Annotated in this window: 26 protein-coding genes and 1 pseudogene; 12 read left to right on the forward strand and 15 right to left on the reverse strand. The window is 44.3% G+C overall.

What is annotated here, in order from left to right:
- Window positions 1-2 precede the first annotated feature (2 nt).
- On the reverse strand, window positions 3-161 hold the full coding sequence (locus ACZ5ZC_RS11850; protein ID WP_181869548.1) for a hypothetical protein: 159 nt from the start codon (window positions 159-161) through the stop codon (window positions 3-5).
- A 258-nt stretch (window positions 162-419) separates the two neighbouring features.
- Between ACZ5ZC_RS11850 and ACZ5ZC_RS11855 the strand changes: the two genes are divergently transcribed.
- The 3 genes from ACZ5ZC_RS11855 to ACZ5ZC_RS11865 all read left to right on the forward strand — a co-directional run bounded on the left by ACZ5ZC_RS11855 (window position 420) and on the right by ACZ5ZC_RS11865 (window position 4,455).
- Window positions 420-1,574, forward strand: a complete 1,155-nt coding sequence (locus ACZ5ZC_RS11855; RefSeq protein ID WP_006743025.1) for a flagellin — start codon at window positions 420-422, stop codon at window positions 1,572-1,574.
- Between the two features lie 506 nt (window positions 1,575-2,080).
- Window positions 2,081-3,214 carry a flagellin gene (locus ACZ5ZC_RS11860; protein WP_005393103.1) on the forward strand — a complete coding sequence of 378 codons (1,134 nt, stop codon included), beginning with the start codon at window positions 2,081-2,083 and terminating at the stop codon, window positions 3,212-3,214.
- 116 nt (window positions 3,215-3,330) lie between these two features.
- The gene (locus ACZ5ZC_RS11865; protein ID WP_464931936.1) at window positions 3,331-4,455 is read left to right on the forward strand and encodes a flagellin; all 1,125 of its coding nucleotides are present in this window, start codon (window positions 3,331-3,333) and stop codon (window positions 4,453-4,455) included.
- Window positions 4,456-4,535: 80 nt separating this feature from the next.
- Here ACZ5ZC_RS11865 and crr read toward each other — a convergent pair whose 3' ends face one another.
- The 5 genes from crr to cysZ all read right to left on the reverse strand — a co-directional run bounded on the left by crr (window position 4,536) and on the right by cysZ (window position 9,466).
- A complete protein-coding gene (crr, locus tag ACZ5ZC_RS11870) occupies window positions 4,536-5,045 on the reverse strand; it encodes a PTS glucose transporter subunit IIA (RefSeq protein ID WP_005382041.1) in 510 nt (169 codons plus the stop codon).
- 121 nt (window positions 5,046-5,166) lie between these two features.
- The gene (ptsI, locus tag ACZ5ZC_RS11875; protein ID WP_005393100.1) at window positions 5,167-6,891 is read right to left on the reverse strand and encodes a phosphoenolpyruvate-protein phosphotransferase PtsI; all 1,725 of its coding nucleotides are present in this window, start codon (window positions 6,889-6,891) and stop codon (window positions 5,167-5,169) included.
- Window positions 6,892-7,031: 140 nt separating this feature from the next.
- Window positions 7,032-7,289: an HPr family phosphocarrier protein gene (locus ACZ5ZC_RS11880; protein WP_005382043.1), complete on the reverse strand. Its 258-nt coding sequence runs from the start codon at window positions 7,287-7,289 to the stop codon at window positions 7,032-7,034.
- Between the two features lie 300 nt (window positions 7,290-7,589).
- Complete coding sequence (cysK, locus tag ACZ5ZC_RS11885) at window positions 7,590-8,558, reverse strand: cysteine synthase A (protein WP_005382045.1); 969 nt, start codon at window positions 8,556-8,558, stop codon at window positions 7,590-7,592.
- A gap of 164 nt (window positions 8,559-8,722) precedes the next feature.
- A complete protein-coding gene (cysZ, locus tag ACZ5ZC_RS11890) occupies window positions 8,723-9,466 on the reverse strand; it encodes a sulfate transporter CysZ (protein ID WP_031780324.1) in 744 nt (247 codons plus the stop codon).
- Window positions 9,467-9,717: 251 nt separating this feature from the next.
- Here cysZ and zipA point away from each other — a divergent pair, with 251 nt between their 5' ends.
- The 3 genes from zipA to ACZ5ZC_RS11905 all read left to right on the forward strand — a co-directional run bounded on the left by zipA (window position 9,718) and on the right by ACZ5ZC_RS11905 (window position 14,696).
- On the forward strand, window positions 9,718-10,674 hold the full coding sequence (zipA, locus tag ACZ5ZC_RS11895; RefSeq protein ID WP_258656666.1) for a cell division protein ZipA: 957 nt from the start codon (window positions 9,718-9,720) through the stop codon (window positions 10,672-10,674).
- A gap of 90 nt (window positions 10,675-10,764) precedes the next feature.
- Window positions 10,765-12,777: an NAD-dependent DNA ligase LigA gene (ligA, locus tag ACZ5ZC_RS11900; protein ID WP_041852978.1), complete on the forward strand. Its 2,013-nt coding sequence runs from the start codon at window positions 10,765-10,767 to the stop codon at window positions 12,775-12,777.
- 509 nt (window positions 12,778-13,286) lie between these two features.
- A complete protein-coding gene (locus tag ACZ5ZC_RS11905) occupies window positions 13,287-14,696 on the forward strand; it encodes an OprD family porin (RefSeq protein ID WP_006742721.1) in 1,410 nt (469 codons plus the stop codon).
- Between the two features lie 338 nt (window positions 14,697-15,034).
- Here ACZ5ZC_RS11905 and ACZ5ZC_RS11910 read toward each other — a convergent pair whose 3' ends face one another.
- The 6 genes from ACZ5ZC_RS11910 to ACZ5ZC_RS11935 all read right to left on the reverse strand — a co-directional run bounded on the left by ACZ5ZC_RS11910 (window position 15,035) and on the right by ACZ5ZC_RS11935 (window position 20,191).
- The gene (locus ACZ5ZC_RS11910; RefSeq protein WP_074191004.1) at window positions 15,035-15,214 is read right to left on the reverse strand and encodes a hypothetical protein; all 180 of its coding nucleotides are present in this window, start codon (window positions 15,212-15,214) and stop codon (window positions 15,035-15,037) included.
- A 323-nt stretch (window positions 15,215-15,537) separates the two neighbouring features.
- Window positions 15,538-15,999: an NfeD family protein gene (locus tag ACZ5ZC_RS11915; protein ID WP_012842052.1), complete on the reverse strand. Its 462-nt coding sequence runs from the start codon at window positions 15,997-15,999 to the stop codon at window positions 15,538-15,540.
- A gap of 3 nt (window positions 16,000-16,002) precedes the next feature.
- Complete coding sequence (locus ACZ5ZC_RS11920; RefSeq protein WP_005393087.1) at window positions 16,003-16,920, reverse strand: SPFH domain-containing protein; 918 nt, start codon at window positions 16,918-16,920, stop codon at window positions 16,003-16,005.
- A 154-nt stretch (window positions 16,921-17,074) separates the two neighbouring features.
- Window positions 17,075-17,929, reverse strand: coding sequence for a co-chaperone YbbN (locus ACZ5ZC_RS11925; protein ID WP_464931937.1), 855 nt, complete (start codon window positions 17,927-17,929; stop codon window positions 17,075-17,077).
- 479 nt (window positions 17,930-18,408) lie between these two features.
- Window positions 18,409-19,236: an SDR family oxidoreductase gene (locus ACZ5ZC_RS11930; RefSeq protein ID WP_054868393.1), complete on the reverse strand. Its 828-nt coding sequence runs from the start codon at window positions 19,234-19,236 to the stop codon at window positions 18,409-18,411.
- Window positions 19,237-19,276: 40 nt separating this feature from the next.
- Window positions 19,277-20,191: a TIGR01777 family oxidoreductase gene (locus ACZ5ZC_RS11935; RefSeq protein WP_005393083.1), complete on the reverse strand. Its 915-nt coding sequence runs from the start codon at window positions 20,189-20,191 to the stop codon at window positions 19,277-19,279.
- A 252-nt stretch (window positions 20,192-20,443) separates the two neighbouring features.
- Here ACZ5ZC_RS11935 and ACZ5ZC_RS11940 point away from each other — a divergent pair, with 252 nt between their 5' ends.
- From ACZ5ZC_RS11940 to yfcE, 6 genes are all read left to right on the forward strand, one after another.
- Window positions 20,444-21,178 (forward strand): DUF1538 family protein, encoded by a 735-nt coding sequence (locus ACZ5ZC_RS11940; protein ID WP_464931938.1) that lies wholly within the window; start codon window positions 20,444-20,446, stop codon window positions 21,176-21,178.
- Window positions 21,175-21,966, forward strand: coding sequence for a DUF1538 domain-containing protein (locus ACZ5ZC_RS11945; protein WP_005393079.1), 792 nt, complete (start codon window positions 21,175-21,177; stop codon window positions 21,964-21,966). Before ACZ5ZC_RS11940 ends, ACZ5ZC_RS11945 begins: the two co-directional genes overlap by 4 nt.
- The gene (locus tag ACZ5ZC_RS11950) at window positions 21,956-22,306 is read left to right on the forward strand and encodes a P-II family nitrogen regulator (RefSeq protein WP_005393077.1); all 351 of its coding nucleotides are present in this window, start codon (window positions 21,956-21,958) and stop codon (window positions 22,304-22,306) included. The genes ACZ5ZC_RS11945 and ACZ5ZC_RS11950 overlap by 11 nt, the downstream gene beginning before the upstream one ends.
- Window positions 22,303-22,710 (forward strand): CBS domain-containing protein, encoded by a 408-nt coding sequence (locus ACZ5ZC_RS11955; protein ID WP_005393075.1) that lies wholly within the window; start codon window positions 22,303-22,305, stop codon window positions 22,708-22,710. Before ACZ5ZC_RS11950 ends, ACZ5ZC_RS11955 begins: the two co-directional genes overlap by 4 nt.
- 149 nt (window positions 22,711-22,859) lie before the next feature.
- A complete protein-coding gene (locus tag ACZ5ZC_RS11960; RefSeq protein ID WP_005393073.1) occupies window positions 22,860-23,069 on the forward strand; it encodes a hypothetical protein in 210 nt (69 codons plus the stop codon).
- Between the two features lie 64 nt (window positions 23,070-23,133).
- On the forward strand, window positions 23,134-23,679 hold the full coding sequence (gene yfcE / locus ACZ5ZC_RS11965) for a phosphodiesterase (protein ID WP_005393071.1): 546 nt from the start codon (window positions 23,134-23,136) through the stop codon (window positions 23,677-23,679).
- Between the two features lie 39 nt (window positions 23,680-23,718).
- Here the strand turns inward: yfcE and ACZ5ZC_RS11970 are convergent.
- From ACZ5ZC_RS11970 to toxS, 3 genes and pseudogenes are all read right to left on the reverse strand, one after another.
- A pseudogene (locus ACZ5ZC_RS11970) lies at window positions 23,719-23,996 on the reverse strand (Rdx family protein).
- Between the two features lie 21 nt (window positions 23,997-24,017).
- Window positions 24,018-24,773: a sulfite exporter TauE/SafE family protein gene (locus tag ACZ5ZC_RS11975; RefSeq protein WP_053807090.1), complete on the reverse strand. Its 756-nt coding sequence runs from the start codon at window positions 24,771-24,773 to the stop codon at window positions 24,018-24,020.
- A gap of 46 nt (window positions 24,774-24,819) precedes the next feature.
- The gene (gene toxS, locus ACZ5ZC_RS11980; protein ID WP_005393067.1) at window positions 24,820-25,335 is read right to left on the reverse strand and encodes a transmembrane regulator ToxS; all 516 of its coding nucleotides are present in this window, start codon (window positions 25,333-25,335) and stop codon (window positions 24,820-24,822) included.
- Between the last annotated feature and the right edge of the window lie 3 nt (window positions 25,336-25,338).

Here is a 25,338-nt window from a genome sequence, read left to right on the forward strand (position 1 = left end):
ATTTAAGACACACTGTCTGATTTTTGATGCCTTATGTGCAAAGCCTTAAGTGCGATAAATCGACGTAAATTAAGAGTCAGGCTATGCGGCACGATTTTACCCAAAGCGGCAATGACGCGAGAGGCAAGTCGGGCGGCAACAAAGTAGCGGTCAATATCCATGAAGCAAGATGAGCCTCATTATCCGGAAATGGTTTAGTGATAACGCTAACTTATTGTTTATGTGCTCCTTTTAAGAGCGGTGAAATAAATTTTATAAGTTGGCACACAAATTGTATTGAAAATATCAGAACAGATTTAGAGATTCTAAACCCTGCGTTTAAGGCAGATTTAGCAAGTAATTTTTACGGTCAGTGCTTATCCAAATGAGAGTAAAGCTGGCCGCTTCGCAAAAGCTTGCGAACTCAAAAGGAGAGCAAAATGGCTGTAACAGTTAGTACTAACGTCTCCGCGATGACCGCGCAGCGTTACCTAAACAAAGCGACTGACGAATTAAACACGTCGATGGAGCGCTTATCTTCAGGACATAAGATTAACAGTGCAAAAGATGATGCGGCAGGTCTACAGATCTCTAACCGCTTAACTGCACAGTCTCGTGGTCTAGATGTCGCAATGCGTAACGCGAACGATGGTATCTCGATTGCACAAACCGCTGAAGGTGCGATGAATGAGGCAACATCTGTCATGCAACGTATGCGTGACCTTGCTATTCAATCATCGAACGGTACTAACTCTCCGGCTGAGCGTCAGGCGATCAACGAAGAGTCAATGGCATTGATTGACGAGCTAAACCGTATCGCAGAAACCACGTCATTCGGTGGCCGTCGTCTATTGAACGGCTCATTCGGTGAAGCGGCATTCCAGATTGGTGCGAGCTCAGGTGAAGCAATGATTATGGGGCTAACCAGCATTCGTGCGGACGATACTCGCATGGGCGGTGTGACCTTCTTATCGGAAAACGGTAAAGATAAAGATTGGGGCGTTGACCCAGCTAAATCGGATCTAAAAATCACTTTGCCAGGTATGGGTGAAGACGAAGACGGCAATGTCGATGATCTAGAAATCAACATTAATGCAAAAGCAGGTGACGACATCGAAGAGCTTGCAACGTACATTAATGGTCAGTCTGATATGATCAACGCGTCTGTAAGTGAAGATGGCAAGTTACAAGTTTTTGTTGCACATCCAAACGTTCAGGGTGAAATTTCAATTTCGGGTGGATTGGCGTCTGAGCTTGGTTTGAGCGATGAACCTCTTAGAACATCAGTACAAGATATTGATATGACAACCGTACAAGGTTCTCAAAACGCTATCTCTGTGCTGGATTCGGCACTGAAATACGTGGATTCACAACGTGCGGATCTGGGTGCGAAGCAAAACCGTCTGAGTCACAGCATCAACAACTTGGCAAACATCCAAGAAAACGTTGACGCGTCGAACAGCCGAATTAAAGATACGGACTTTGCGAAAGAAACCACGCAAATGACCAAAGCACAAATTTTGCAACAAGCAGGTACATCGATTCTTGCTCAAGCGAAACAGTTGCCAAACTCTGCAATGTCACTATTGCAGTAGTTTACTTAGCCTGTACTCAATACATTCAGACGTGGATGGGAATGCAGGCTTTTGGCAAGCAACTTTATAATAGAATGAGCGGCTCTCTCATCTCTCACCTGCCAATCATTTTCAATGTAAAGTTGCACTCGGTATGCCGGAAATGTGTTCATTTCTCTTGATCTCCACATAGGCTCTGGCGACCAACCTAGCCCCAGTTCTCTCAAAGGAAAAGGGGCTTTTTCTTTTCTAATTCTCACGTCTATCGTCTGCGAACTTACCTTCAACTGTTTCCTTTTGCTGGTTTTCTATACAATTTGGCCCACTCGGCTCGATTTGTGGAAACTTGAGCACTTTTTCTTACTTTTCTTCAATTTTTTTAGCCAAATCTCGCAATGTTATTTTTTTAAATTTTTTTCTAAAGCTTCTGAATTTGGTGTCGTTAATAGGGGTAACTTTGAGAGAACTACTTGGTTTTCCGAGACGTCGGAAACCGCTATACCGGAAAATCAATTGGAGAAATCACCATGGCAGTGAATGTAAACACTAACGTATCAGCGATGACGGCTCAGCGTTACCTAAACAACGCAAACTCAGCTCAACAAACTTCTATGGAGCGTTTGTCTTCGGGTTTCAAAATCAACAGCGCAAAAGATGACGCTGCGGGTCTACAAATCTCGAACCGTTTGAACGTACAAAGCCGTGGTTTGGATGTGGCGGTTCGCAACGCGAACGACGGTATCTCAATTGCACAAACCGCTGAAGGTGCAATGAACGAGACCACTAACATTCTTCAACGTATGCGTGATTTGTCTCTACAATCAGCAAACGGCTCAAACTCGAAATCAGAGCGTGTGGCGATTCAAGAAGAAGTGACCGCGCTAAACGACGAACTAAACCGTATCGCAGAAACCACTTCTTTCGGTGGTAACAAGCTACTAAACGGCACACACGGCGCGAAATCGTTCCAAATCGGTGCAGATAACGGTGAAGCCGTGATGCTTGAGCTAAAAGACATGCGTTCAGACAACAAAATGATGGGCGGTGTGAGCTACCAAGCTGAAAGTGGTAAAGGTAAAGACTGGAACGTTGCTGAAGGTAAGAACGACCTAAAAATCAACCTAACGGACAGCTACGGTCAGGAGCAAGAAATCAACATCAGCGCAAAAGCAGGTGACGATATCGAAGAGCTTGCGACTTACATTAACGGTCAAACTGACCTAGTGAAAGCCTCAGTAGACCAAGACGGTAAACTGCAAATCTTTGCTGGCAACAACAAAGTCGAAGGCGAAGTCGAGTTTTCAGGAGGCCTATCTGGCGAGCTAGGTTTGGGCGAAGGTAAAAAAGTAACGGTAGATACTATCGACGTAACCTCAGTTGGTGGCGCACAAGAATCTGTCGCTATCATCGATGCGGCACTGAAATACGTAGACAGCCACCGCGCAGAGCTGGGTGCATTCCAGAACCGTTTCAACCATGCAATCAGCAACTTGGACAACATTAACGAGAACGTGAACGCGTCGAAGAGCCGTATCAAAGATACTGACTTCGCGAAAGAAACGACTCAAATGACCAAGTCACAAATTCTATCGCAAGCGTCAAGCTCAATCCTTGCGCAAGCGAAACAAGCGCCAAACTCAGCGCTAAGTTTGCTAGGTTAAGCACCTTAATAAGACAAGATACAAAAGCCAGGCTCATCCCTGGCTTTTTTGCTTATCGGCTATAACGTTTAGATGCGTCCCAACAGGATGTTCGACAAGGCACTCATATCGATTAGATGGTCTCTTTAAATACCAATGTTGCCGCGATGGTGGCGCAGAGACACTTGAGTCAAGCAGCAGCGCAAAACGTCGAATCACAACGCAACCTGACTTCTGGTTTTCGAATTAACTCGGCGAGTGATGATGCGGCAGGTTTACAGATATCCAATACTCTCCATGTGCAAACGAGAGGGCTTGATGTCGCCTTAAGAAATGCGCACGATGCTTATTCGGTCGCGCAAACCGCGGAAGGCGCGTTACATGAGAGCAGTGATATTTTGCAACGGTTACGCTCTCTAGGGCTTCAAGCGGCAAATGGTAGTAACGATACCAGTGACCGACAAAGCATCCAATACGAGGTCGTAGCGCTGCAGGATGAGCTTGATCGTGTCGCGATCACGACAACATTTGCGGATAAAAACCTGTTTGATGGATCTTATGGCTCGCAAAGCTTTCATATTGGAGCGAACGCTAATTCAATCTCTTTGACGTTACGTAATATGCGTAGCCATATCCCAGAGATGGGAGGGCAGCATTATGTTGGTGATGCGGTCGATAAAGATTGGCGAGTCACTAAAGATAACCAAACTCTAAAAGTCGAATACCAAGACAGTAAAGGGCAACCCCAAACGGAATCCATTGGGCTCAAATTGGGTGATCGCATAGAACAGGTCGCCACTTACATCAATGCTCAACAATCGGTAGTGAGTGCCTCAGTAACGGAAAACAATGAACTGCAATTCTTTGCCTCTACGATGAAGGCGCCAGAGGGCGTGGTTCTCGATGGGAGTTTAGCGGATGAGCTTGATATAAGCACTGGTCAATTAGTCACAATGGATGACATCGATATGTCGACGGCAGGTAAGGCGCAGCTTTCAATTGGGGTGATTGATGCAGCAATTAAGTACGTTGATTCGCACCGAAGTGAAATTGGCAGCTTTCAGAACCGTGTAAATGGTTCGGTGTATAACTTAAATACCGTGAATCGGAGTGTTACAGAATCCAAGAGTCGAATAAGAGATACAGACTTCGCAAGAGAATCTACGGAAGTGGTACGTTCTCAAGTGCTCCAAGATGCGACAACTGCGTTATTGGCTCAGGCAAAACAAAGGCCGAGCTCGGCACTTGGTCTACTCAGTTGAATCTGGTAAGAAAGCATAAACTTCAGGTAATAAAAAACGCTGCCAATGGCAGCGTTTTTTCGTGTTCGGCTAAGTAAAAATTACTTAGTTACACGTAGAACTGGAGTTTCACCAACAGTCACAGAACCAGAAAGCTTGTTCAGCTCTTTGATTTCGTCCATGTTAGAGATAACAACTGGAGTTAGCGTTGACTTCGCTTTCTCTTCTAGAAGAGCTAGATCGAATTCAATTACAGTGTCGCCAGCTTTAACAGTTTGACCTTCTTCAGCGATACGCGTGAAGCCTTCGCCTTTTAGTTCAACTGTGTCGATACCGAAGTGAACGAAAAGCTCAACACCGTCGTCAGACTCGATAGAGAATGCGTGGTTAGTTTCGAAGATCTTACCGATAGTACCGTTTACAGGAGCTACCATTTTGTTGCCTGCTGGCTTGATAGCAATACCGTCACCAACGATTTTCTCAGCGAAAACAACATCTGGCACGTCTTCGATGTTTACAATCTCACCAGAAAGTGGCGCGATGATTTCGATAGCACCAGCGTCAGCGCTGTCATCAGATACAAGCTTCTTAAGTTTGTCAAACAGACCCATTGTGTCATGCTCCTAAGGTTTGGTTTTATTCTGTCGAATTATAGTATACCAATATAGCGCATTAGACGACTTTTTTCGCCGCCTAATGGCCATTAAGTATTGAATTACTTGGTACTACCGATTACTGAGCTTTCTCAGCAATAAACTTTTCTACCACTGCTTCGATTTCTGCAGCTGTTGGTAAAGAAAGGGCTTCTTCCGCCATTGCTTTCACTTCTGCGAAGTTAGAGTTACGAACTACTTTCTTCACTTTAGGGATTGAAATGCCGCTCATTGAGAACTCGTCCAGACCCATACCTAGAAGTAGAAGCGTTGCACGCTCGTCACCTGCAAGCTCACCACACATACCAGTCCATTTACCTTCTGCGTGAGAAGCGTCAATAACTTGCTTGATCACGGTTAGTACTGCTGGTGATAGTGGGTTGTAAAGATGAGAGATCATCTCGTTACCACGGTCTACCGCTAGCGTGTACTGAGTTAGGTCGTTTGTACCGATAGAGAAGAAAGACACTTCCTTCGCTAAGTGGTGTGCAATCGCTGCAGCTGCAGGAGTTTCAACCATAACACCGATTTCGATGTTTTCGTCGAATGCGTGGCCTTCAGCGCGTAGCTCTTCTTTGTACTCTTCGATCGCTTTCTTAAGCTCACGGATTTCTTCGACAGAGATGATCATTGGGAACATGATACGCAGTTTACCGTGTGCAGACGCACGTAGGATGCCACGTAGCTGATCACGAAGGATTTCACGACGATCCAGACTGATACGTACAGCACGCCAGCCTAGGAATGGGTTCATCTCTTTTGGAAGATCCATGTATGGGAGATCTTTATCGCCGCCGATATCCATAGTACGGATGATCACAGCTTGACCGTTCATTGCTTCCGCAACTTCTTTGTACGCTTGGTACTGTTCTTCTTCAGTTGGAAGTGCAGTACGGTCCATAAATAGGAATTCAGTACGGTACAGACCAACACCTTCACCGCCGTTACGGAGGATACCGTCACAGTCTTTCACTGTACCGATGTTACCGCAAACTTCTACACGGTGGCCGTCAGTCGTTTCTGCGTGCAGGTCTTTCAGTTTCGCTAGCTCTTCTTTTTCAGCTAGGAATGCCGCTTTAACCGCTTTCGCTTCTTCTAGTTCAGCTTCTGATGGGTTAACAACAATCTTGTTGTTCATCGCGTCAAGAATCAGCATATCGCCATTCTTAACTTTTTTCGTGATGTCGTTAGTACCAACGATAGCTGGAAGCTCAAGAGAGCGAGCCATGATTGAAGTGTGAGATGTACGACCGCCGATGTCACAAGCAAAACCAAGAACGTAGTCTAGGTTAATCTGTGCCGTTTCAGATGGTGTTAGGTCGTAAGCAACTAGGATAACTTCTTCATTGATGTCGCTAAGCGAAACAATGTTGATACCCAGTGCGTTTTTCACAAAACGAGAACCGATATCGCGGATGTCAGTTGCACGTTCTTTTAGGTATTCGTCATCTAGTGACTCAAGAGCACATGCTTGCTCTTCGATAACTGAGTGGATAGCGTGATCCGCAGTCATCTTGTCGTTTTTGATAAGTGCTAGGATCTCTTCTTCTAGCTCTTCGTCTTCAAGAAGCATGATGTGACCTTCAAAGATCGCTTCTTTTTCTTCACCAAACGTTTCAAGCGCTTTTTGCTTGATAGTTTCTAGCTGAGCTGCAGATTTGTTACGAGCGTCGAAGAAACGCTGAACTTCAGCTTCTACTTGATCGTCAGAAATAGTGTTTGTGTTTAGGACAATTTCATCTTCTTGAAGTAGTAGTGCTTTACCGATTGCAATACCAGGAGATGCTAGGATGCCTGAAATCATAGCCTTACCTTAAGTTTGGTCAACTTTATAAAACGGGAGAATAATGGGTGCGCTAACGAATAGTTTTAGCTTAGTTTTGAGCCTATTTCCAACGAAGCCATTTTGCTTTCACAAAATGGCTTCTGGAGTAGGAGACCGGATTAGTGTAGTTGGTCCATTAGAGCAACTAGGTGGTCAACTGCTTGCTGAGCTTGTGGGCCTTCAGCAGAAATAGTTACTTGAGTACCTTTTACTAGGCCTAGTGTTTGTAGTTTGAATAGGCTCTTAGCGCTAGCGCTTTTACCGTTAGAAGTCACAGTGATGTCTGCGTCGAATGCTTTTGCTTCTTTAACAAACTGTGCAGCTGGACGAGTGTGAAGGCCGTTTTCTGCTGTGATTTCTACTTGCTTCTCGTACATGTGATATACCCCAATAAATGTATTTTTTTGTTAGTTTGTGACTAGATTTTAGCTTAACTGCTTTACATCTTGTGCGCTAGCACGGGAAGAGTTCAAAGCGCGTCAGTTCTGATACTAGTCAAAAGTTTGGTAACTACGCAACTGTTTGCGTGCGTAATCACTTTGAAACCTTTTTGTGTTCTGCTTCTTTATTTTGAAGCTAGAAATAAAACACCCTGATATTACCAAAGGTAGGGCAGGGATCAACAAAAAAGCCCCTAAACGGGGCTTTTTTAAACTAAAAATTGATTTGAACACATATTATTGTTGGTTCTCTTTTTCGGTAAAGATACCTGCAAAGAGTGCTGTGCTTAGGTAACGCTCACCTGAACTTGGTAGAACGGTTACAATTGTTTTTCCTTCAAATTCAGGGAGTTCTGCAAGTCGGTTGGCTGCAACAACAGCCGCACCAGATGAGATACCAGCTAGGATACCTTCCTCTTCCATTAGGCGACGAGCCATCTCAATTGCTTCTTCTGAGGTGACTTGTTCAACGCGGTCAATAATGTCTAAATCGAGGTTACCTGGGATGAAACCAGCACCGATACCTTGGATTTTGTGCGGAGCAGGTTGGATTTCTTCGCCAGCAAGTGCTTGTGCAATAACTGGAGACTCTGCTGGCTCAACTGCGACAGAAGTGATGGCTTTGCCTTTTTCACCTTTGATGTAACGGCTTGTACCTGTGATAGTACCGCCCGTACCGACACCAGCAACGAATACGTCGATTTCACCGTCTGTCGCTTCCCAAATCTCAGGGCCCGTAGTCTTTTCGTGAATTTCTGGGTTCGCAGGGTTGTCAAATTGTTGAAGAAGTAGGTACTTCTCAGGGTTGCTTGCTACGATTTCTTCTGCTTTAGCAATCGCCCCTTTCATGCCTTTCGCTGCTTCAGTCAGCTCAAGGTTAGCGCCCAGTGCTTTAAGTAGCTTACGGCGTTCTAGGCTCATTGATTCAGGCATGGTCAATGTTAGCTTGTAACCGCGAGCGGCCGCTACGAATGCTAGAGCAACACCTGTGTTACCACTGGTAGGTTCTACAAGCTCTACACCTGGCTTAAGAAGCCCCGCTTTCTCTGCTTCCCAAATCATGTTTGCACCGATACGGCACTTAACACTGAAGCTAGGGTTACGCGCTTCAATTTTCGCGAGAACTTTGCCTTTGCTTACTTTGTTTAGACGAACGAGAGGTGTATTACCGATAGTAAGAGAGTTATCTTCGTAGATTTTGCTCATAGTGATGTTCCTTCATTACACGTTGTGTGAATATGGATAGAAGAATATGCGGTATGAAAAAAAGGGAAAAGGATTAAAAAGTTATATCTTATTAGGTTGGCCCAGAACTTGATAAAAGAAAAGGGAAAAGCTGGCGCTGATCCCTTTCCTTAATCTCTAGTCGACTATCGTTGGTGCTTAAACTCCGCGACCCACATAGCGGTTGCACCACATATTGCTACAGGCATGACAATGAGGTTCAAAATTGGGATCGTCGTAAACACAGACACCAATACCCCAAAGCCATAGGCCTTACCTTGCTTTTGTTTCAATTTGTAACGCATGTCGTTAAATGGGATTTTATGGTTATCAAACGGGTAGTCACAATATTGAATCGCGAGCATCCAGGCGGTAAAGATAAACCATAAAAATGGGCCTACTGTTTGTCCAAGGGCAGGGATGAGCAATAACAGGAATAGGCCTATTGCTTTAGGTAAAATGTAAAGGAGCTTTCTCCACTCACGAGCTAAAACGCGAGGAACATCTTTCAGGACGGCAGTGAAACCATCATCATTTACTTTTTGTCCCGTTAAGTACTCTTCCACTTTTTCAGCTAAGAGGCCATTGAATGGCGCGGCGATAAAGTTCGCGAGCGTGCTGAAAAAATAGGAGAAGGTAGCGAGTATCGTTAGAGCGAGTAAAGGCCAAAGAATGTAAGTTAACCAGGATAAAAACTCAGGCAGCTGCCCAATCCAGTCTTCGATCCATATATTAAGGTTTGAAAATAGATAGAAGATGGCACCACCCACAAGCAAGATATTTGCAAGTAGAGGTAAGATGACAAAGCGTCTGATTTTAGGGGCAAGTGCCAATTGTATCCCGTATAGAAAATAACCGAATCCGGTTCTCTGCTGATTGTTTTGCTTCATGTCTATTTTGGCTTCGTGTAAATGAAAACTCATTGTACCTGTGAGGGCTTTTCTTTCAATGCCCTGACAAATGACGTCTTGTTAAGTGGAATCGTGGCAAGAATCACAACAAAAAACGGAACTTCTTGCATTAAGTTGTTCTAAATCTACATATAGTTTTGGTAAAGTAAACGTATCATTCAGATTTATTGCACTTGGGTTGCTGCTCAAGGAACTGCGAGTAGTAAAAACAAGTATATTGAGAGTAAATAATGCAGGAATTGCGATTCGTACTCATTGTTGTTGGCGCATTAGCCATCGCGGCATTGCTGTTTCATGGTTTGTGGAGCAGTAAAAAAGAAGGCAAAGCAAAGTTTGGTAACAAGCCGCTTGGTAAGCTGGATGTTGACCAAGGGGACAAAAATGATCTTGTCGAGAAAGAACGAGACTTCGCTCCCGCTCCTGAAGATGACTTTGAGATCATTCGTAAAGATCGCAAAGAACCAGATTTTGGGATGGCGAGTTCTTTCGACAACAAATTTGAATCTGACCCGCTATTCGGTGGCCCATCTGAAGTAACACAGACACAGCAGGAGCCAGATGACATCCCTTCATTTGTTGCAGAAAAAGATAAAGAAGAGGACGTTGAGCCTGTTGTTCAAGCACCAGTAGTTGAAGAGCCACTCCAGCCTGCTGTGGAAGAAGAAGCTATTCCCGCCGCGTTTGATATTGCTGAGAAAGAACAGCAAGTCGAAACGGTTAGTGAGCCTGTCGTTGCAGAGCCTAAGGAAGAGCCAAAGCCTGAACCTGAAATGCAAGTGATTGTATTGAATGTGCACTGCGCGGGTGAAGAGCCATTTGTTGGTACTGCTTTATTTGAGAGTATGCAACAAAACGGCTTAATTTATGGCGAGATGGATATTTTCCACCGTCATGTCGACTTGTCCGGTAACGGCAAAGTGCTGTTTAGCGTCGCTAATATGATGCACCCTGGTACGTTTGAGCATGCTGATCCTGCTGAGTTTACAACGAAGGGGATTTCATTCTTCATGACATTGCCTTGTTATGGCGAGGCTGAACAGAACTTCAACTTAATGCTCCGAACTGCGCAGCAAATTGCTGATGATTTAGGTGGCAACGTTCTTGATGACCAGCGTAACTTAATGACACCAGACCGTTTAGCGTCTTATCGACGTCAAATAGTTGAGTTTAATGCCGCTAACGCATAATCTTAACAGCAAATAATAATAGGGCTCCGGATGGAGCCCTTTTTCTTGGATTTCCCAACCTCACCGATTGAAAATACACGGGGCTTTACTATGTCTGAATCAGTACTTCAGCGATTAGAAGAACTAAAAGAGTCGTTGCATTACCACGCTGTGCGTTACTACGTGGAAGATAACCCAGAGATCCCTGATGCCGAGTACGACCGCTTAATGCGAGAGCTCCTGGATATTGAAGCTGAGAACCCTGATTTAATTACCGTAGATTCACCAAGTCAACGTGTCGGTGGACAACCTCTCTCTGCGTTTAGCCAAGTGACACATGAAGTACCGATGCTTTCGCTTGATAATGCGTTTGATGACAGCGAACTTGATAGTTTCCATAAGCGAGCACAAGAGCGGGTGGGCAGTCAGAGTGTAAAAGAATACTGTTGTGAGCCGAAATTGGATGGACTTGCAGTTAGTTTACTGTATGAGAACGGAGTGTTAGTGCAGGCGGCAACACGAGGTGATGGCACTACCGGCGAGAACATCACAGAGAATGTTCGCACGATTAAAGCCATTCCTTTAAAACTCAGAGGTAATGACTGGCCAAATCGTCTTGAAGTTCGTGGTGAAGTCTTTATGCCGAAAGCTGGGTTTGAAAAGCTCAATGAATTAGCAAGGAAGAAAGGCGAAAAAATCTTTGTCAACCCACGTAACGCTGCGGCTGGTAGCTTACGACAATTGGATTCACGCATTACGGCTTCTCGTCCGCTTAGCTTCTATGCATACAGTGTGGGCGTGGTGCAAGGCGCTGAATTGGCGGCAAGTCACTACGAACGCTTCTTGCAAATTAAATCTTGGGGATTACCAATGTGCCCGGAGACCAAGCGAGTTGAAAGCTTGGCTGATGTAAAAGCTTACTACCAAGATATCTTGCAGCGTCGTGATGCCCTTCCTTATGAGATCGATGGTGTCGTCATTAAAATTGACGATATTGCCGTGCAAGAGCGTCTTGGATTTGTTGCTCGCGCTCCACGTTGGGCGATTGCCTACAAATTCCCGGCTCAGGAAGAAATGACGACGTTGAATGAGGTGGAATTCCAAGTCGGTCGTACTGGTGCGATTACACCTGTTGCTAAACTAGAGCCTGTATTTGTTGGCGGGGTAACGGTAAGTAATGCGACGCTTCATAACGCAGATGAGATAGAACGTCTGCAAGTTAAGATCGGTGATCACGTTGTGATTCGTCGAGCGGGTGACGTTATTCCTCAAGTCGTTTCTGTCATCAAAGAGCGTCGACCAGAAACAGCGCGAGATATTATTTTTCCAACTCAGTGTCCGGTTTGTGGCTCGCATGTTGAGCGGATCGAAGGAGAGGCGGTAACACGTTGCACGGGTGGCTTAGTTTGCCAAGCCCAACGTAAACAAGCGCTAAAACACTTTGTGTCTCGTAAAGCGTTAGACGTTGACGGTCTAGGCGATAAAGTGATCGAGCAACTTGTTGATCGTGAGATGGTAAAAACCCCTGCTGACTTATTTAAGTTATCTGCGGGGATTTTAACGGTATTAGATCGCATGGGGCCAAAGTCTGCGCAGAATATTGTGAATGCGTTAGAAAAATCCAAAGAAACAACGTTACCTCGCTTTTTGTATTCGCTTGGGATTCGTGAAGTTGGCGAGGCAACCGCCGCAAACCTAGCAATGCACTTTAAAACGTTGGAAGCCATCCAAAATGCTAACGAAGAGCAGTTAATTGAAGTGCAAGACATCGGTGCTGTGGTTGCTCAACATATTACGACTTTCTTCAGTGAAGAGCAGAACCAAGCAGTGGTTAAAGATTTGCTTGAACAAGGGATCCACTGGCCAGAGATTAATACGACTGAGCAGGTAGGAGAGCTACCGTTAGAAGGTAAGACAGTTGTATTGACAGGAACACTTTCTCAATTAGGTCGCACAGAGGCTAAAGAAGCCCTTCAATCACTAGGTGCAAAAGTGACAGGTAGTGTTTCTAAGAAAACAGATATTTTGTTTGCTGGTGAAAATGCAGGCTCGAAGTTGGCAAAGGCACAAGAACTGGGTATCGAGATCAAAACAGAACAAGACTTACTCGAGTTGATGAATTAAGTCTTATCAAAAAAGCTAAAAAATAACTAAAAGCCCACATGGTAAGCATGTGGGGCTTTTTCTTGCTCATAATTAAGTGCTTTTTGATTGAGTTATTTGTGCTTTTTATCTTTTCAGTGATCAAGATCTCCCATTGAATTATTAAGGTTTTTTACTTCTTTAGTCTGCGAGTGACTTCAAGTTGGAATTCTAGGGTGTGGTTTAAGTTATTGATATTTAATGTTTAACTGTCTTTTTGTGTTGGTGTTGTTAAAAGTAAGATCTGGATCAACAACTTATATGGAACTTTGGGCTGGCTCATATTTTTTTAGAAAAAAAATAAGTTCCGTTTGGATGTTTTTAGCTGCGAAGTTAGTCTTAATCACGTGGATACACGGTGTGTATGCAGGAACTAAAAAAAGCCAAATTAGAAATAATGAGGTTTGATCAGGAATTTACTTCTCTCCTTCGGCGGCCAACTAAAGGTGAGATAGAAAAATACAGCTATATCCATTTTTAGGAGTTTTTCCATGGACAAATTTTTTAAGGTTTCAGCGTTAACCGCAGCAATGTTTGGTGTTGTTGCTGTTGCTCCAGCTACAGCGTCTACTGAAAGTGCAGCAGGTGGCGAGTACGTAGAGAAAGTGAACGAATTTATGCAAGACTCTAGTCTTAATGCATTATTTCTAGTTGATACTCGTTCTCGTACTCGTACAACAGGTAAGCCTGGCGGTGAAAACGGTGACCGTTGGAGTCGTCTAAACTACTCTTCTTACAACGCAATTTTAGACTTTACTTCTGGCTACCATGATGGTTGGGTTGGTGCAGATGTTGCGGCTTACTATTCTGGCGACCTTTACAACGATAGCCTTTACAATTCAAACGAAGGCTACCTATGTAACGAAATTTCAACTTGTAACAACCTAGACTGGGGTGCAGGTGATGGTCAACAGCTTAAAGTTTACAAAGCAGCACTGAAGTTCAAAGCAAACGAAAGCTTCAACGCGCGCTTTGGTATGCTACAAGCTGGTGGTAACGGTACTATTGGTAACGTTTGGAGTTTCGTACCTGGTACTTACCGTGGTTTCGAATTGAACGCTAAACTAGGTGATTTCAACCTAAGCTACTTTGGTGCAGACCAATTTACAGCACCTTGGCTACTTCACGAAGATGACTACGCGCCAGCGCTTTGGTCTGATACTTCATGGAGCTACCTACACTCTCTAGGCCTAAACGGTAACCTAACTGACAGCTTGTTTATGCAACTTGGTTTGGGTCAAGCTACTGGCGTTCAATATGCAAATGGTATCGACTGGGGTGCAGGTCAAGTAACTAGCTACCACAACGAAACTGACAACACTTCTTACAAGGCTTACTTGAAGTACACTGTGAGTGACCGTACAACTCTAGCATTTGATTTCTACGGTGTTGACGATGATGTGAAATACGATGGTCTAGGTTTCCACACTGGTCTATCTTTGAATCAATCTTTCGGCAAGCTAGCTTGGATGTCTGAGCTACGCTACACAGACACAGACAACCGTGCTGACTTCGTTCCACGTACAATTCATACTTACGGTATGAACAATGGTACTTGGTCTCAGTGGTGGGATGCACTGTCTGACTGGAACAAAGCGGGTGAGCTAGCGTGGTACAACCGTCTATCGTACAACCAAGGTAACGGCTGGAACTACTACCTAGGCTTTGGTTACGGTACTGGTGCTGATTCTGCAGCAAGCGGTGCATCAGGTGACTGGGATTACGAAAGTGAATACGCAGTTAACGCGACAGTATCTTACTCTCTACAGAGTGGCGCACTGAAAGGTTCTACGATCCGTCTACACGGTACAATCCTAGAGCGCGATGAGTACGCTGGTGCTGGTGATGCGGATGAAACAGACCTACGTCTACAAGTTCTTATCCCTTACAGCTTCCACTAATACTTAGTGAGATGATAAAAAGGAGCCGCTAGGCTCCTTTTTTATTTTACTTCTCGACCATCATATATTTTGCAATATAACGGCGGTAACATATGCACGTTACCGTTTGGTAACTCACACTTTATCTCTGGGGCTAGCGTACGTCCACCTGAAGCACCATTGGCATGAGTAGTTAATGGAGCTAGGGCAAAACATGCTAACAATAGACCAGCTAAAAATCTCATAATCATCACCTTAATGTAGACATTGAATATCTACTTGCTTGGGTAAATAATGACTTTACTGAAAAGTAAGGTATCAATAGTTTACTTATATCGAACTAACTACTGACTTCTATATTAGTTCCATTCTCCGCCTCTAAATCGACACATTTCACTTGGAATATTAGTGACATCACCACTTGGCAATTTACATTCGACTATCGGTCCTAAATTAGTTGTACCACCATTTCCGTTGGTGTAGGCAAAGGAAGAAAAAGAAAAGATACCGCATAACATTAAAAAGAGAAGTTTCTTCATAGTACATCCTCTTACTTACCAAATAAAAAGCATTCAACTTAAATGCTTATGCGTTAAGTATGTATGGGGGGGCAAAAAGATCAAAAAATAATTCAATAAAGTTTTATTTTTTAAAATAAATTTAGAAAGATAATTTATATCGATATATTTCTATCTTATTGATTATCGTATGATGAAGAATTAAATGATTGGAAGAAGAGGGTAGGTATTAATAATATTTCTGCTACTTATTTTTTGTTCGATTTTAATTAAATCAATGAAATGAAAGCGGTTGTTTAGATTAAAGTAATGGAGCATAGTTTGCCCCATTACTTTGGCATAAATTACTTAGAATCAGGCTCAATGATTAAAATAATACCATCGATATCTTTTATTTTAACGCGCGTTCCTGCTGGAAGTGCTTGATCCGACTGTGCCGACCACGTGGTATCGGCAACCTTGATACGATTGAGCCCAACAGAAAAGTCCTCTTCAATGGTAAGTGTGCGTCCGATTAACTGCTTATACTTTTGGTTCAGATCTCTTTCTTGGTCTTCTTTCTTGTCTTTAGACCATTGTCGTCGCCACCATAACCAAGTGGTGATTAAGCTGAAACTTGCAAAGCAAAGCCATTGTAATTGCCAGCTCATTGGCAAAACGGTCATTAGTGCCCCAACGATAAGTGCAGAAACTCCGAGCCAGAGAAAATATCCCGCAGTCCCAAGTAGCTCTACCGCTAGAAGTGCAAAACCGAAGGCTAGCCAATGCCAGAAAGAGACGCCTTCCAGCAAACTGAAAAAGTCCATAAGTTATTCTTTATCTTGTTGTTTAAACATCTCTGCTATCCCTGCAACCGAGCCCATTAGTCCGGTCGCTTCTAATGGAAGCATAATGATTTTGCCGTTTTCGGCTTGACCAATGCTTTTGATCGCTTCGGTATAGCCCTGAGCAATGAAGTAATTGACGGCTTGCATATCGCCTTTGGCAATCGCTTCAGAAACCATATAAGTCGCTTTTGCTTCTGCTTGCGCGGCGCGTTCACGAGCTTCAGCATGGAGAATAGCAGACTGCTTTTCGCCCTCAGCTTTTAATATCTCCGATTGCTTATGACCTTCAGCCTTTAAAATTTCAGCTTGGCGTACCCCTTCTGCTTCAAGAATCTCCGCTCGTTTATTTCGCTCGGCTTTCATTTGAGCATTCATCGCCGCCGTTAGATCGGATGGTGGCTGGACATCTTTTATTTCAATTCGCGTGACTTTTACACCCCACGGGTTGGTGGCTTGGTCAACAATTGCCAGCAGCTTGGAGTTGATCATGTCACGCTGACTCAGCATTTCGTCCAACTCCATTGAGCCTAAAACGGTACGGATATTGGTGAGAGTTAAATTTCTGATGGCATGTTCCAAATCGTTGACTTCATAAGCCGCTTTGGCAGCATCGATGACTTGAACAAATCCGACGGCATCAATAACCACATTAGCGTTGTCTTTTGAAATAACTTCTTGCGCTGGAATATCAAGAACGCGCTCCATCATGTTGACTTTTTGCCCTATCTTATCAACAAATGGAATGATCAAGTTTAAGCCGGGTTTTAGCGTATGGGTGTAGCGTCCGAAGCGTTCGACTGTCCAGTTATTTCCTTGTGGCACCGTCTTAATGGCTGAAGATAAGATAACTACAGCAAGAACGACGAAAATACCGATGGTAATCAGTGAATCAATTGGCATGAGTTATTCCCTTAAGTGCATAATGTCCGATTCATTTTTACCTATTTATAGACAATAGACAATTGAAGTTCTGAGAACCTTAAGAGGTTATTGGTTTTTATATAACAAAGGCCGGAATATCCGGCCTTTAGTTGAAGTTTCGCTTTTCAGCGAGTTAGTACAGAATCGAATACAGCTGACGGCGATATTTGCTTGCTAATGCGTTGCCTTGACCTAGCGCGCTGAGAATATCCATAAAAGTCTTCTTCACTTCACCGTCTTGGGCGCCCAAGTCTTTTTTAAGAATATTCCACAGCAGTTCCAGCGCTTCTTCATCACGACCCACCTGGTTGTACTGTACCGCCAATTCACAAGCGAGTTCGAAGTTTGCCATGTCTGCTGCGTATGCTTGTTCTAGTCGTTGTAACTCAGGGCTATCTGCAGCCTGCAAATGCAGCTCGAGCTTGGCTATTAGACTCTTGTAGTAGTTATCTTGATACTCAAGAGGGATAGCGTTCAGTAGCTCTTGGGCTACATCAAATTGTTTGGTTTCTAATAAACAATCAGCCATCGCGAGTTTCACATCGCCACGCTCTTGCAGTTCTGGCGGCAAAGTGTTGATGATGCTCAAAGCCTGAGCATGCTCACCTTGGTGAAGAAGTTCACTGACTTGTTTTAATAGTTGTTCATCTGGGCTTGGCAAATGCTTTTGTAGCATGGTAGCAATGGCATCAATTGGCTGAGGGCCTCCCAGACCATCGACGGCTTGACCATTTATAAACAGCGCGATAGTTGGCAATACTTGCACGCCAAATTGAGACGCTAAAGCGGGCTGATCTTCACAATTTAATAAAGCAAGCGTAAATGCACCGTTGTACTGTTGAGCAAGAGATTGCAACTCAGGGAGTATCTGTGCGCTTTCTGGCTGAGCGTTGGCCCAAAAGTGGATCAAAACGGGCGTGTTCATTGATCCTTCAAGCGTTTCGCGAAAGTTCTGTTCTGTTATCTCAACGATAAATGGGGATTGCATCAGAGTATCCTTGCTTTGTGTCTTGTCGTTGATAATAGATATGGAGTTGATTTAAGGGAAATTCAAGCGATGGTTGCTAATCATCATCAATAATGAATCATTCTATTTTGCGAAAGGATGCGGCAAGAGAATAGTGTTACTGCTGAATAAGTGTAAGGCAAAAAGAAAACGCTGCCGAAGCAGCGCAGTTCTAATGCTATTTGTTAGTGCGGTATCAAAATAGGATGAACATGGTCAACACTACACCCACACTAAGCCAGTTAAGCTGATTTAATGTCATTGTTGCCTCGCAGTAGTAAAAACATTGCTACAAAACGTAATGGGTGGCGATACCAAATCTAAGCAACTCATTCACTTTAGGCTGAATAGTGCTCACTGAATTGCGTAGAAATTGATTCGTTTGCTCGAGGTTTTTTTAACCTACATGCTCATAATGACATCACATTGTTACGATGAAATTACATTGTGACAAAACTTTTTTATGCAGCTTGTAGCAAAATTTTATCAAGCACACGGGTTGGTAATAACCTTTTCAAGACTGCGAATAATTTAGTCGGCGTAGTAATTCGATAGCGAATTTTAGGTGAAGCGCTAGTTAATGCATGAAGAACAGGTGCGACGCAGGACTCTGCAGGTAAGACAAATCGATTATTAGATTTGTCGTTGTTGAGTCGCTCTCTTTGTCCTTCATAGGCGAGGCGGTGAGGGCTGGATTCAATATCAATCCACTTCTCGAAGGCTTTTAATGCATTGTTTCTAAATTGAGTTTCGATAGGTCCAGGTTCTATCAATGCCACTTTGATATTCGTATCCGCAAGCTCTAGCCGTAGTGTGTCAGTCCAGCCTTCTAGGGCAAACTTTGACGCATTGTAGGCGCCGCGGTATTTCATTGCAGCAAAGCCAAGAACAGAACTGTTTTGTATGATGCGTCCTTCGCCTTGTATGCGCATGTGAGGAAGCACTTCTCTGACTAACTGGTGCCAACCAAAAAAGTTGGTCTGAAATTGAGCTTGAAGAGCCTCGGTGGGCAAGTCTTCCAATGCACCGGGCTGGCCATAGGCACCATTATTGAACACGGCATAAAGCTTACCCTCTGCTAGCTCTAATGCTTGCTTCACGCCCGAAGAAATACTTTCAGGGCTGTTTAGGTCTAGCTTGATGCAGGTTAGCCCTTCATTAATTAGACGTTGGACATCTTGCTCTTTCCTACAAGATGCTATGACATGAAATCCCTCGTTTTGCAGGGCGTGAGCGCACACGTAACCGATACCGGTTGAGCAACCCGTAATAAGAATCGACTTTTTCATAAATTAAGCCTCAAGCAACATTGAATGAGGTCATCATTCATCAGCTCCGGTCATGAAGCAAGTGCTTGAGTGCTGGTTCTATTCTGGAGTAGCTAAATTTGAAGCCAAGTTCGGTGAGCTTTTTGGGTTTGGCTCTCATGCTATCGAATAATAAGCAGGAAGATTCACCCATTAGGAGTTCCATCGCCCATTTAGGCGTGAACAAGATATGTGGTCGTTTGAGCGTTTTTGCCAACGTGCCGCTAAAGATACGGTTAGTCACAGGGTGAGGTGCGCACATATTGAACGCACCGTGGGCATGTGGTGTTTCAAGCAAGTACATGATGGCGCGGACCATATCCAGAATGTGAATCCAAGGCATGTACTGGTTACCGTTCCCGAGCGGGCCGCCTACGCCAAGTTTGTAAGGTAAGAGCATTTTCGCCAAAGCCCCGCCATTAAGGCCGAGCACCACGCCAGTTCGCAATAGACAAACACGTGTTTGTTCAGACTCTGCGCGTTTGGCTATTTGTTCCCATTTTGCACAAACCTCGTGAGGAAAGTCTTCACTGTTAACATGCAGGCACTCATCAAACGGGTGGTCTTGTTGATCGCCATAGTAACCAACGGCCGAGCCACTAATAAAAACTGCGGGAGGCTCTGTGCTGGCGTGGATCAGCTCAACGATTTGTTCGGTAATTTTCCAGCGACTTTTGCAGATTTTTTCTTTCTGCTCGCTGGTCCATCTTTTATCTGCGATAGGCTCACCCGCAAGATTAATTATGGCATCAATGTGATTGAGATCGGCGAATGACTCAAGCGAGTCAAGGTATTCGATATTACCCAAATCAGCGTGTTGGAGGCGTTGTTTTGCTTGCTCAGGAGAGCGTGTAAGTAGCATAACTTGGTGAGTGGATAGCAGCTTGAGCAACTCCGAACCAATAAACCCAGTGCCACCTGTGAGTAATATCTTCATGTTATCTCTTTGAATGTACACGTATTAGAACATTATAGTCGTTTTGTGCTGAGCTTGATCATCTCAACACTATTATTTCTAGGATAGTGGCAAGCCTGTAGCGAGGCTACTGACTTCACATATTGAAAAAATGTAACTAAATGTTATGTATGGCGCTAATTCGTTCACGGTAGGAGAACTAAATCTATGCCAGACTAGGAACATCGCTACCGGAACAAGCGTAATCAGTTTGCACCATCAAGGAGGATAGGTATGGAAGCATTTGTTGCTCTTTTTCGAGCGCTCCTTAATAGTGCTCGCGATCTGCTACCCATCGTTGTTGTTATCACTTTTTTTCAATTAGTTGTTTTGCAAGAGCCACTTCCTAATCTCATCTCCATTCTTTTTGGCTTATTGCTTGTGGTTTTAGGGTTAACGTTTTTTATTTTTGGTCTAGAGCTTGGTCTTTTTCCTATCGGAGAGAGTATGGCTCAAGCCTTTGCAAAAAAAGGCAGCGTATTCTGGTTGTTAGTTTTTGCGTTTTGTCTAGGCTTTGGCACCACGATCGCCGAGCCTGCATTAACGGCCGTAGCAGAAGAAGCATCAGAAGTTGCGGCAGAAGGCGGGATGATCCCAAACTCAGAGCAATCGATGCAGGATTATGGACAAGGGCTACGAGTAACGGTAGCGCTTTCTGTGGGAATCGCCATCGTTATTGGCGTTCTGCGCATCTTAAAAGGGTGGCCAATTCATTACATGATCATCGGCGGCTACGTCGGCGTTGTAGTCCTGACGTGGTTTGCACCGGAAGCCATTATTGGCGTTGCTTATGATTCTGGAGGTGTGACGACGTCGACTATCACCGTGCCTTTGGTCACTGCACTAGGGGTTGGTTTAGCATCGGCGATTAAAGGGCGAAACCCCATAGTGGATGGTTTTGGTTTGATCGCTTTTGCCTCGCTGCTACCGATGATGTTTGTGATGGTTTACGGAATGGTCGTAACATGATTTCAATTGAACATTTCCTAGACACTTTATTATCGACCGTTCGAGATGTCATTCCCATCGCCAGCATTATTTTTGGTTTTCAGTTAGCGGTGTTAAGGCGTCCAGTTAACAACCTTAAGAGGGTTTTGCTTGGGTTTGTTTATGTGATTCTTGGGCTCGCTCTTTTTTTGCTCGGATTAGAAATGGCTCTGTTTCCGCTCGGAGAGACCATGGCCGTGCAACTGACGGCGCCGGAATTTTTACAAGAGTTTAAAGTCTCTGTGGGAAAAGCCTTAGTGTGGGTCGACTACTATTGGGTGTATACCTTCGCCTTTTTTATCGGTTTTAGTACCACGATTGCTGAGCCTTCTCTAATCGCTGTAGCGATAAAAGCAAACCAAGTTTCTGGTGGCAGTATCAGTATTAACGGCTTACGCGTGGCTGTTGCATTTGGGGTGGCCATTGGCATCGCGCTAGGGAGCTATCGGATTGTTGTCGGTGACCCTATTCACTATTACATCATTGCGGGTTACATCGTGGTTGTGATTCAAACGTTTTATGCGCCAAAGCTTATTGTTCCGCTCGCCTACGATTCTGGAGGCGTCACGACTTCTACTGTCACTGTTCCGCTTGTAACCGCACTAGGGCTGGGGCTTGCTTCTACCGTCCCAGGAAGAAACCCAATGATTGATGGCTTTGGCTTGATCGCTTTTGCCAGTCTGTTTCCTATGATCTCTGTGATGGGCTATGCGCAAATAACCCAATGGCTGAATAAAGATGTCTCGGAGGACGAAGAAAATGCGCTTTAAATTGATACTTGCGTTTGTTGAAGATAGCAAAACAGACAAGGTACTGGACGCTGCTCGCGAAGCTGGCGCGACTGGTGCGACGGTGATTAATAACGCTCGTGGACAAGGTTTAAATCAAAAGCGAACGTTTTTTGGCTTAACGCTGGAAGTACAAAAAGATGTGCTGCTGTTTGTCGTTGAGGAGCACCTTTCTCGACACATATTAGAAACCATCAATGAAGTTGGTGAGTTCGACCGAGAGTCGGGGCAGGGCATTGCTATTCAGATCGATATTGAGGATGCAGTCGGTGTCGCGCATCAAGTAGAGACGTTGACCAAAGTGGTTGAGGATGAGTTATGAGCAGTCAAACGATAATTAGAGTTCGAGATGTAATGGCGGCTACTTATGTCATGGTTGATGGGCTAATGACAGTTTATGAAGGCATAACGTTGGCTAAAAAATACCAAGTCAAAGCGCTGGTGGTGAAAAAGCGAGATGACAACGATGAATATGGCATCGTCTTGATGAATGATATCGCCAAAAAGGTGCTGGCGAATAATCGCTCTCCACAGCGCACGAATATTTATGAGATCATGACCAAGCCCGCTTTGTGTGTCGACCCTGATATGAATGTGAAATATTGTGCGCGCCTATTTGAACGATTTGGCATTAGCCGAGCTCCGGTCATTGAAGATGGGGAGGTCATTGGCATGGTGAGTTATAACAATATTGTCATCAATGGCATGGTGCGAGAAGAAGTGTAATAGGTTGATATAAATGAAAAATCAACGCATTTTTTCTCAAGTCAGCGACTGTTACAAAGAACTAAAATATTTAATATATGTTAGGTTGCATATGTGTTGATTCACCATTATTCTTTGCGCCCTAAGTCTATTGTCGAGGAATTTGTATCATGCCTTTAGTCTCTTGCCCTGTGTGTGAGAAACAAATCTCAAAGCGCGCTCACGCATGTCCAGGATGCGGAGAGCCAGACCCGCTGCACCACCTAGCTAAGTCAAAATTTATGTCGATGGTGTTTTGGATACTGGTGTTGGTTGGAACTGCGTATGCCGCATGGTTCTATATTTTGCCTATGGTCATTGAATCATTGCGCTATCAGTAGTCGTTGGTTGAGCTGTCATAAAAATGCCGTAGAATGACCTCGTACTTTGTGAGGAGACGATGTCGTGAAACTATTTTTTGCCTCAGATCTGCATGGCTCTTTGCCAGCAACTAAAGAAACTATTGAGCTATTTTTAGCCTCTGGTGCGGAGCACCTGATTTTGTTGGGGGATACGCTAAACCACGGGCCAAGAAACCCGATTCCAGAAGGTTACAACCCACCGCAGGTGGCGGAGCTATTGAACCAATACAGTGATCAAATTATATCTGTGCGTGGTAACTGCGATAGTGAAGTGGACCAAATGCTATTGAAGTTTCCAATGATGATGGATTACTCGTGGGTGCTACTTGAATCTGGCAAGAGAATCTTTTTGACTCATGGTCACTTGTACAACTCTGAAAAACGGCCGCCACTGCGTGAAGGTGATATCATCGCCCACGGTCATACGCATGTTCCTGTCGCAGAGATGCAAGATGGAGCCATTATATTTAACCCAGGCTCGATGACATTTCCACGTAATGGTTTACCAAGAAGCTTTGGTACTTTAGAAGACAATACGCTAACGGTAAAAACGCCAGAAGGCGAAGTCTTAGCACAAACCATGATTTAACGGTTTTACTAAGTAAAAAAATAGGGAGCGAATTGCTCCCTATTTTGTGTCTGAATGTCCTAAATCGCGTTCTGGGTCGATAATGTCTCTTACGCGCTGTTTTAGCACCTTTGCTTCGGAAAGCCGCTGTCTTTTTTCCGTTCCCAAATTTGCTGGCCATTGCAGAAAATTTCGAAGCGACCACCCGTATCTGGGTGTAAGCTGATCGTTTCTATTTCTTCGCTAAAAGTATGCAGTAGTTCTTGCGATAGCCAAGTTGAACGCAACATCCAGTTGCATTGGCGGCAGTAATAAATATCAATGATTGCTTTATCCATGAAACTTTCCTTTTAATCGGTTTAAACTAGCAACTTGATACCCACGGCAAACGTGAGAATTTCGAATGCAATTTTAATCACTCGGTTGCTGTATCGAGTCGCGGCCCATGCGCCTAAACTGCCGCCTAGAAATGAGCTTAACAATAAAACAGGCAACCAAGCCCAATGTATCGGAGCGCCAGCTTGGACGACAGCGATCCCACCAATGCCATTCCAAAACAACCCGACGCAAATCATGGTGTAAGCAACGGCTTGTTTATAGTTATACCCAAACCAGCGAACTAAAAATAGTGTCACGAGTAAACCAGAACCTGCGGTCAGCGACCCGTTGATGATACCGATGAGCATTAGTCCGACACCGCCGATGACCCAACCGATTGGGTGACGGTTACGTATTATTTCTGATTGGCCTAACGATTTCTTAAATCGTGAATAGATGCCGAGCGCGAGAATCATGCTCCCTAGCATTTTTTCCGCCATACCATCAGGTATTTGGACAATTAAGTTCGCCCCTAAGACTACGCCAATGCTGCCAGAGACTATAAGGTAGAGCGCGACCTTCCATTTAATTGTGCCTGCTTTTAAGTGTGTGCTTGCTGCCCCTAAGCCTAAAGCGACGGAAGCCACTTTATGTGTCCCCAGCGCAACCGAGAATGGCAAGCCGAGAAAGATGAGCAAAGGGAATTGAAGTAAGCCTGCACCGCCGCCAGAAAGCGAAGCCAGAGTATTAGCGATAAGTGAGCCGAAAAAGAGGGTGAGGGTATCTAGCCAATCCATAAGCAAAATAAAGGGGGCGTTTTGCCCCCTTATCATCAAATCAAAGTTAGTTTTTAAACAGCACCGAAGAACCGTGGTTCAAGCTAGTGAGCAATAGCGTTTTTTCGTTCACGACATCAATACGGCGACTTTGCTCGGCATCAAGCTTAAAGATTTGAGTGATCAAACGTAGCTGTGCTTCGGAGAAGTCTTTTGATTGAGAAGATGAAATATCTTTAAACTCAGAAGGCGAAACCAACAAATAGTTGTCACTTACTTCCCAGCGCCCTTTTTCCGAGATATTAATCGTGGATTCTGCCGTTGAACCTTGAGCGAATAGTTTGATATTTGCTACGCGAATATAGTCTCCATTAGGGAGATATTTCACATTTGATTCAACATTAACACGACGCAGTGGGCCGACAGGATCGTCAGGCAAGCTGTCTGTAATGACCGTCACCATGGTTGACTGCCACTCATTGGCAGTGAGGACCTGTTCCACTTTTAGGTCGCTACCCCAATATAACCAACCACTGAAAAGAACGGATACGGCCAAAACCGCAGATGCTAATTTTATCTTCATTCT

Source organism: Vibrio sp. JCM 18905 (genome assembly GCF_055393305.1).

What these genes read in the sequence shown, in the direction of transcription:
- ACZ5ZC_RS11850 (WP_181869548.1), bottom strand. Translation starts at nt 161, where the DNA reads ATGGATATTGACCGCTACTTTGTTGCCGCCCGACTTGCCTCTCGCGTC.
- ACZ5ZC_RS11855 (WP_006743025.1), top strand. Translation starts at nt 420, where the DNA reads ATGGCTGTAACAGTTAGTACTAACGTCTCCGCGATGACCGCGCAGCGT.
- ACZ5ZC_RS11860 (WP_005393103.1), top strand. Translation starts at nt 2,081, where the DNA reads ATGGCAGTGAATGTAAACACTAACGTATCAGCGATGACGGCTCAGCGT.
- ACZ5ZC_RS11865 (WP_464931936.1), top strand. Translation starts at nt 3,331, where the DNA reads ATGGTCTCTTTAAATACCAATGTTGCCGCGATGGTGGCGCAGAGACAC.
- crr (WP_005382041.1), bottom strand. Translation starts at nt 5,045, where the DNA reads ATGGGTCTGTTTGACAAACTTAAGAAGCTTGTATCTGATGACAGCGCT.
- ptsI (WP_005393100.1), bottom strand. Translation starts at nt 6,891, where the DNA reads ATGATTTCAGGCATCCTAGCATCTCCTGGTATTGCAATCGGTAAAGCA.
- ACZ5ZC_RS11880 (WP_005382043.1), bottom strand. Translation starts at nt 7,289, where the DNA reads ATGTACGAGAAGCAAGTAGAAATCACAGCAGAAAACGGCCTTCACACT.
- cysK (WP_005382045.1), bottom strand. Translation starts at nt 8,558, where the DNA reads ATGAGCAAAATCTACGAAGATAACTCTCTTACTATCGGTAATACACCT.
- cysZ (WP_031780324.1), bottom strand. Translation starts at nt 9,466, where the DNA reads ATGAAGCAAAACAATCAGCAGAGAACCGGATTCGGTTATTTTCTATAC.
- zipA (WP_258656666.1), top strand. Translation starts at nt 9,718, where the DNA reads ATGCAGGAATTGCGATTCGTACTCATTGTTGTTGGCGCATTAGCCATC.
- ligA (WP_041852978.1), top strand. Translation starts at nt 10,765, where the DNA reads ATGTCTGAATCAGTACTTCAGCGATTAGAAGAACTAAAAGAGTCGTTG.
- ACZ5ZC_RS11905 (WP_006742721.1), top strand. Translation starts at nt 13,287, where the DNA reads ATGGACAAATTTTTTAAGGTTTCAGCGTTAACCGCAGCAATGTTTGGT.
- ACZ5ZC_RS11910 (WP_074191004.1), bottom strand. Translation starts at nt 15,214, where the DNA reads ATGAAGAAACTTCTCTTTTTAATGTTATGCGGTATCTTTTCTTTTTCT.
- ACZ5ZC_RS11915 (WP_012842052.1), bottom strand. Translation starts at nt 15,999, where the DNA reads ATGGACTTTTTCAGTTTGCTGGAAGGCGTCTCTTTCTGGCATTGGCTA.
- ACZ5ZC_RS11920 (WP_005393087.1), bottom strand. Translation starts at nt 16,920, where the DNA reads ATGCCAATTGATTCACTGATTACCATCGGTATTTTCGTCGTTCTTGCT.
- ACZ5ZC_RS11925 (WP_464931937.1), bottom strand. Translation starts at nt 17,929, where the DNA reads ATGCAATCCCCATTTATCGTTGAGATAACAGAACAGAACTTTCGCGAA.
- ACZ5ZC_RS11930 (WP_054868393.1), bottom strand. Translation starts at nt 19,236, where the DNA reads ATGAAAAAGTCGATTCTTATTACGGGTTGCTCAACCGGTATCGGTTAC.
- ACZ5ZC_RS11935 (WP_005393083.1), bottom strand. Translation starts at nt 20,191, where the DNA reads ATGAAGATATTACTCACAGGTGGCACTGGGTTTATTGGTTCGGAGTTG.
- ACZ5ZC_RS11940 (WP_464931938.1), top strand. Translation starts at nt 20,444, where the DNA reads ATGGAAGCATTTGTTGCTCTTTTTCGAGCGCTCCTTAATAGTGCTCGC.
- ACZ5ZC_RS11945 (WP_005393079.1), top strand. Translation starts at nt 21,175, where the DNA reads ATGATTTCAATTGAACATTTCCTAGACACTTTATTATCGACCGTTCGA.
- ACZ5ZC_RS11950 (WP_005393077.1), top strand. Translation starts at nt 21,956, where the DNA reads ATGCGCTTTAAATTGATACTTGCGTTTGTTGAAGATAGCAAAACAGAC.
- ACZ5ZC_RS11955 (WP_005393075.1), top strand. Translation starts at nt 22,303, where the DNA reads ATGAGCAGTCAAACGATAATTAGAGTTCGAGATGTAATGGCGGCTACT.
- ACZ5ZC_RS11960 (WP_005393073.1), top strand. Translation starts at nt 22,860, where the DNA reads ATGCCTTTAGTCTCTTGCCCTGTGTGTGAGAAACAAATCTCAAAGCGC.
- ACZ5ZC_RS11975 (WP_053807090.1), bottom strand. Translation starts at nt 24,773, where the DNA reads ATGGATTGGCTAGATACCCTCACCCTCTTTTTCGGCTCACTTATCGCT.
- toxS (WP_005393067.1), bottom strand. Translation starts at nt 25,335, where the DNA reads ATGAAGATAAAATTAGCATCTGCGGTTTTGGCCGTATCCGTTCTTTTC.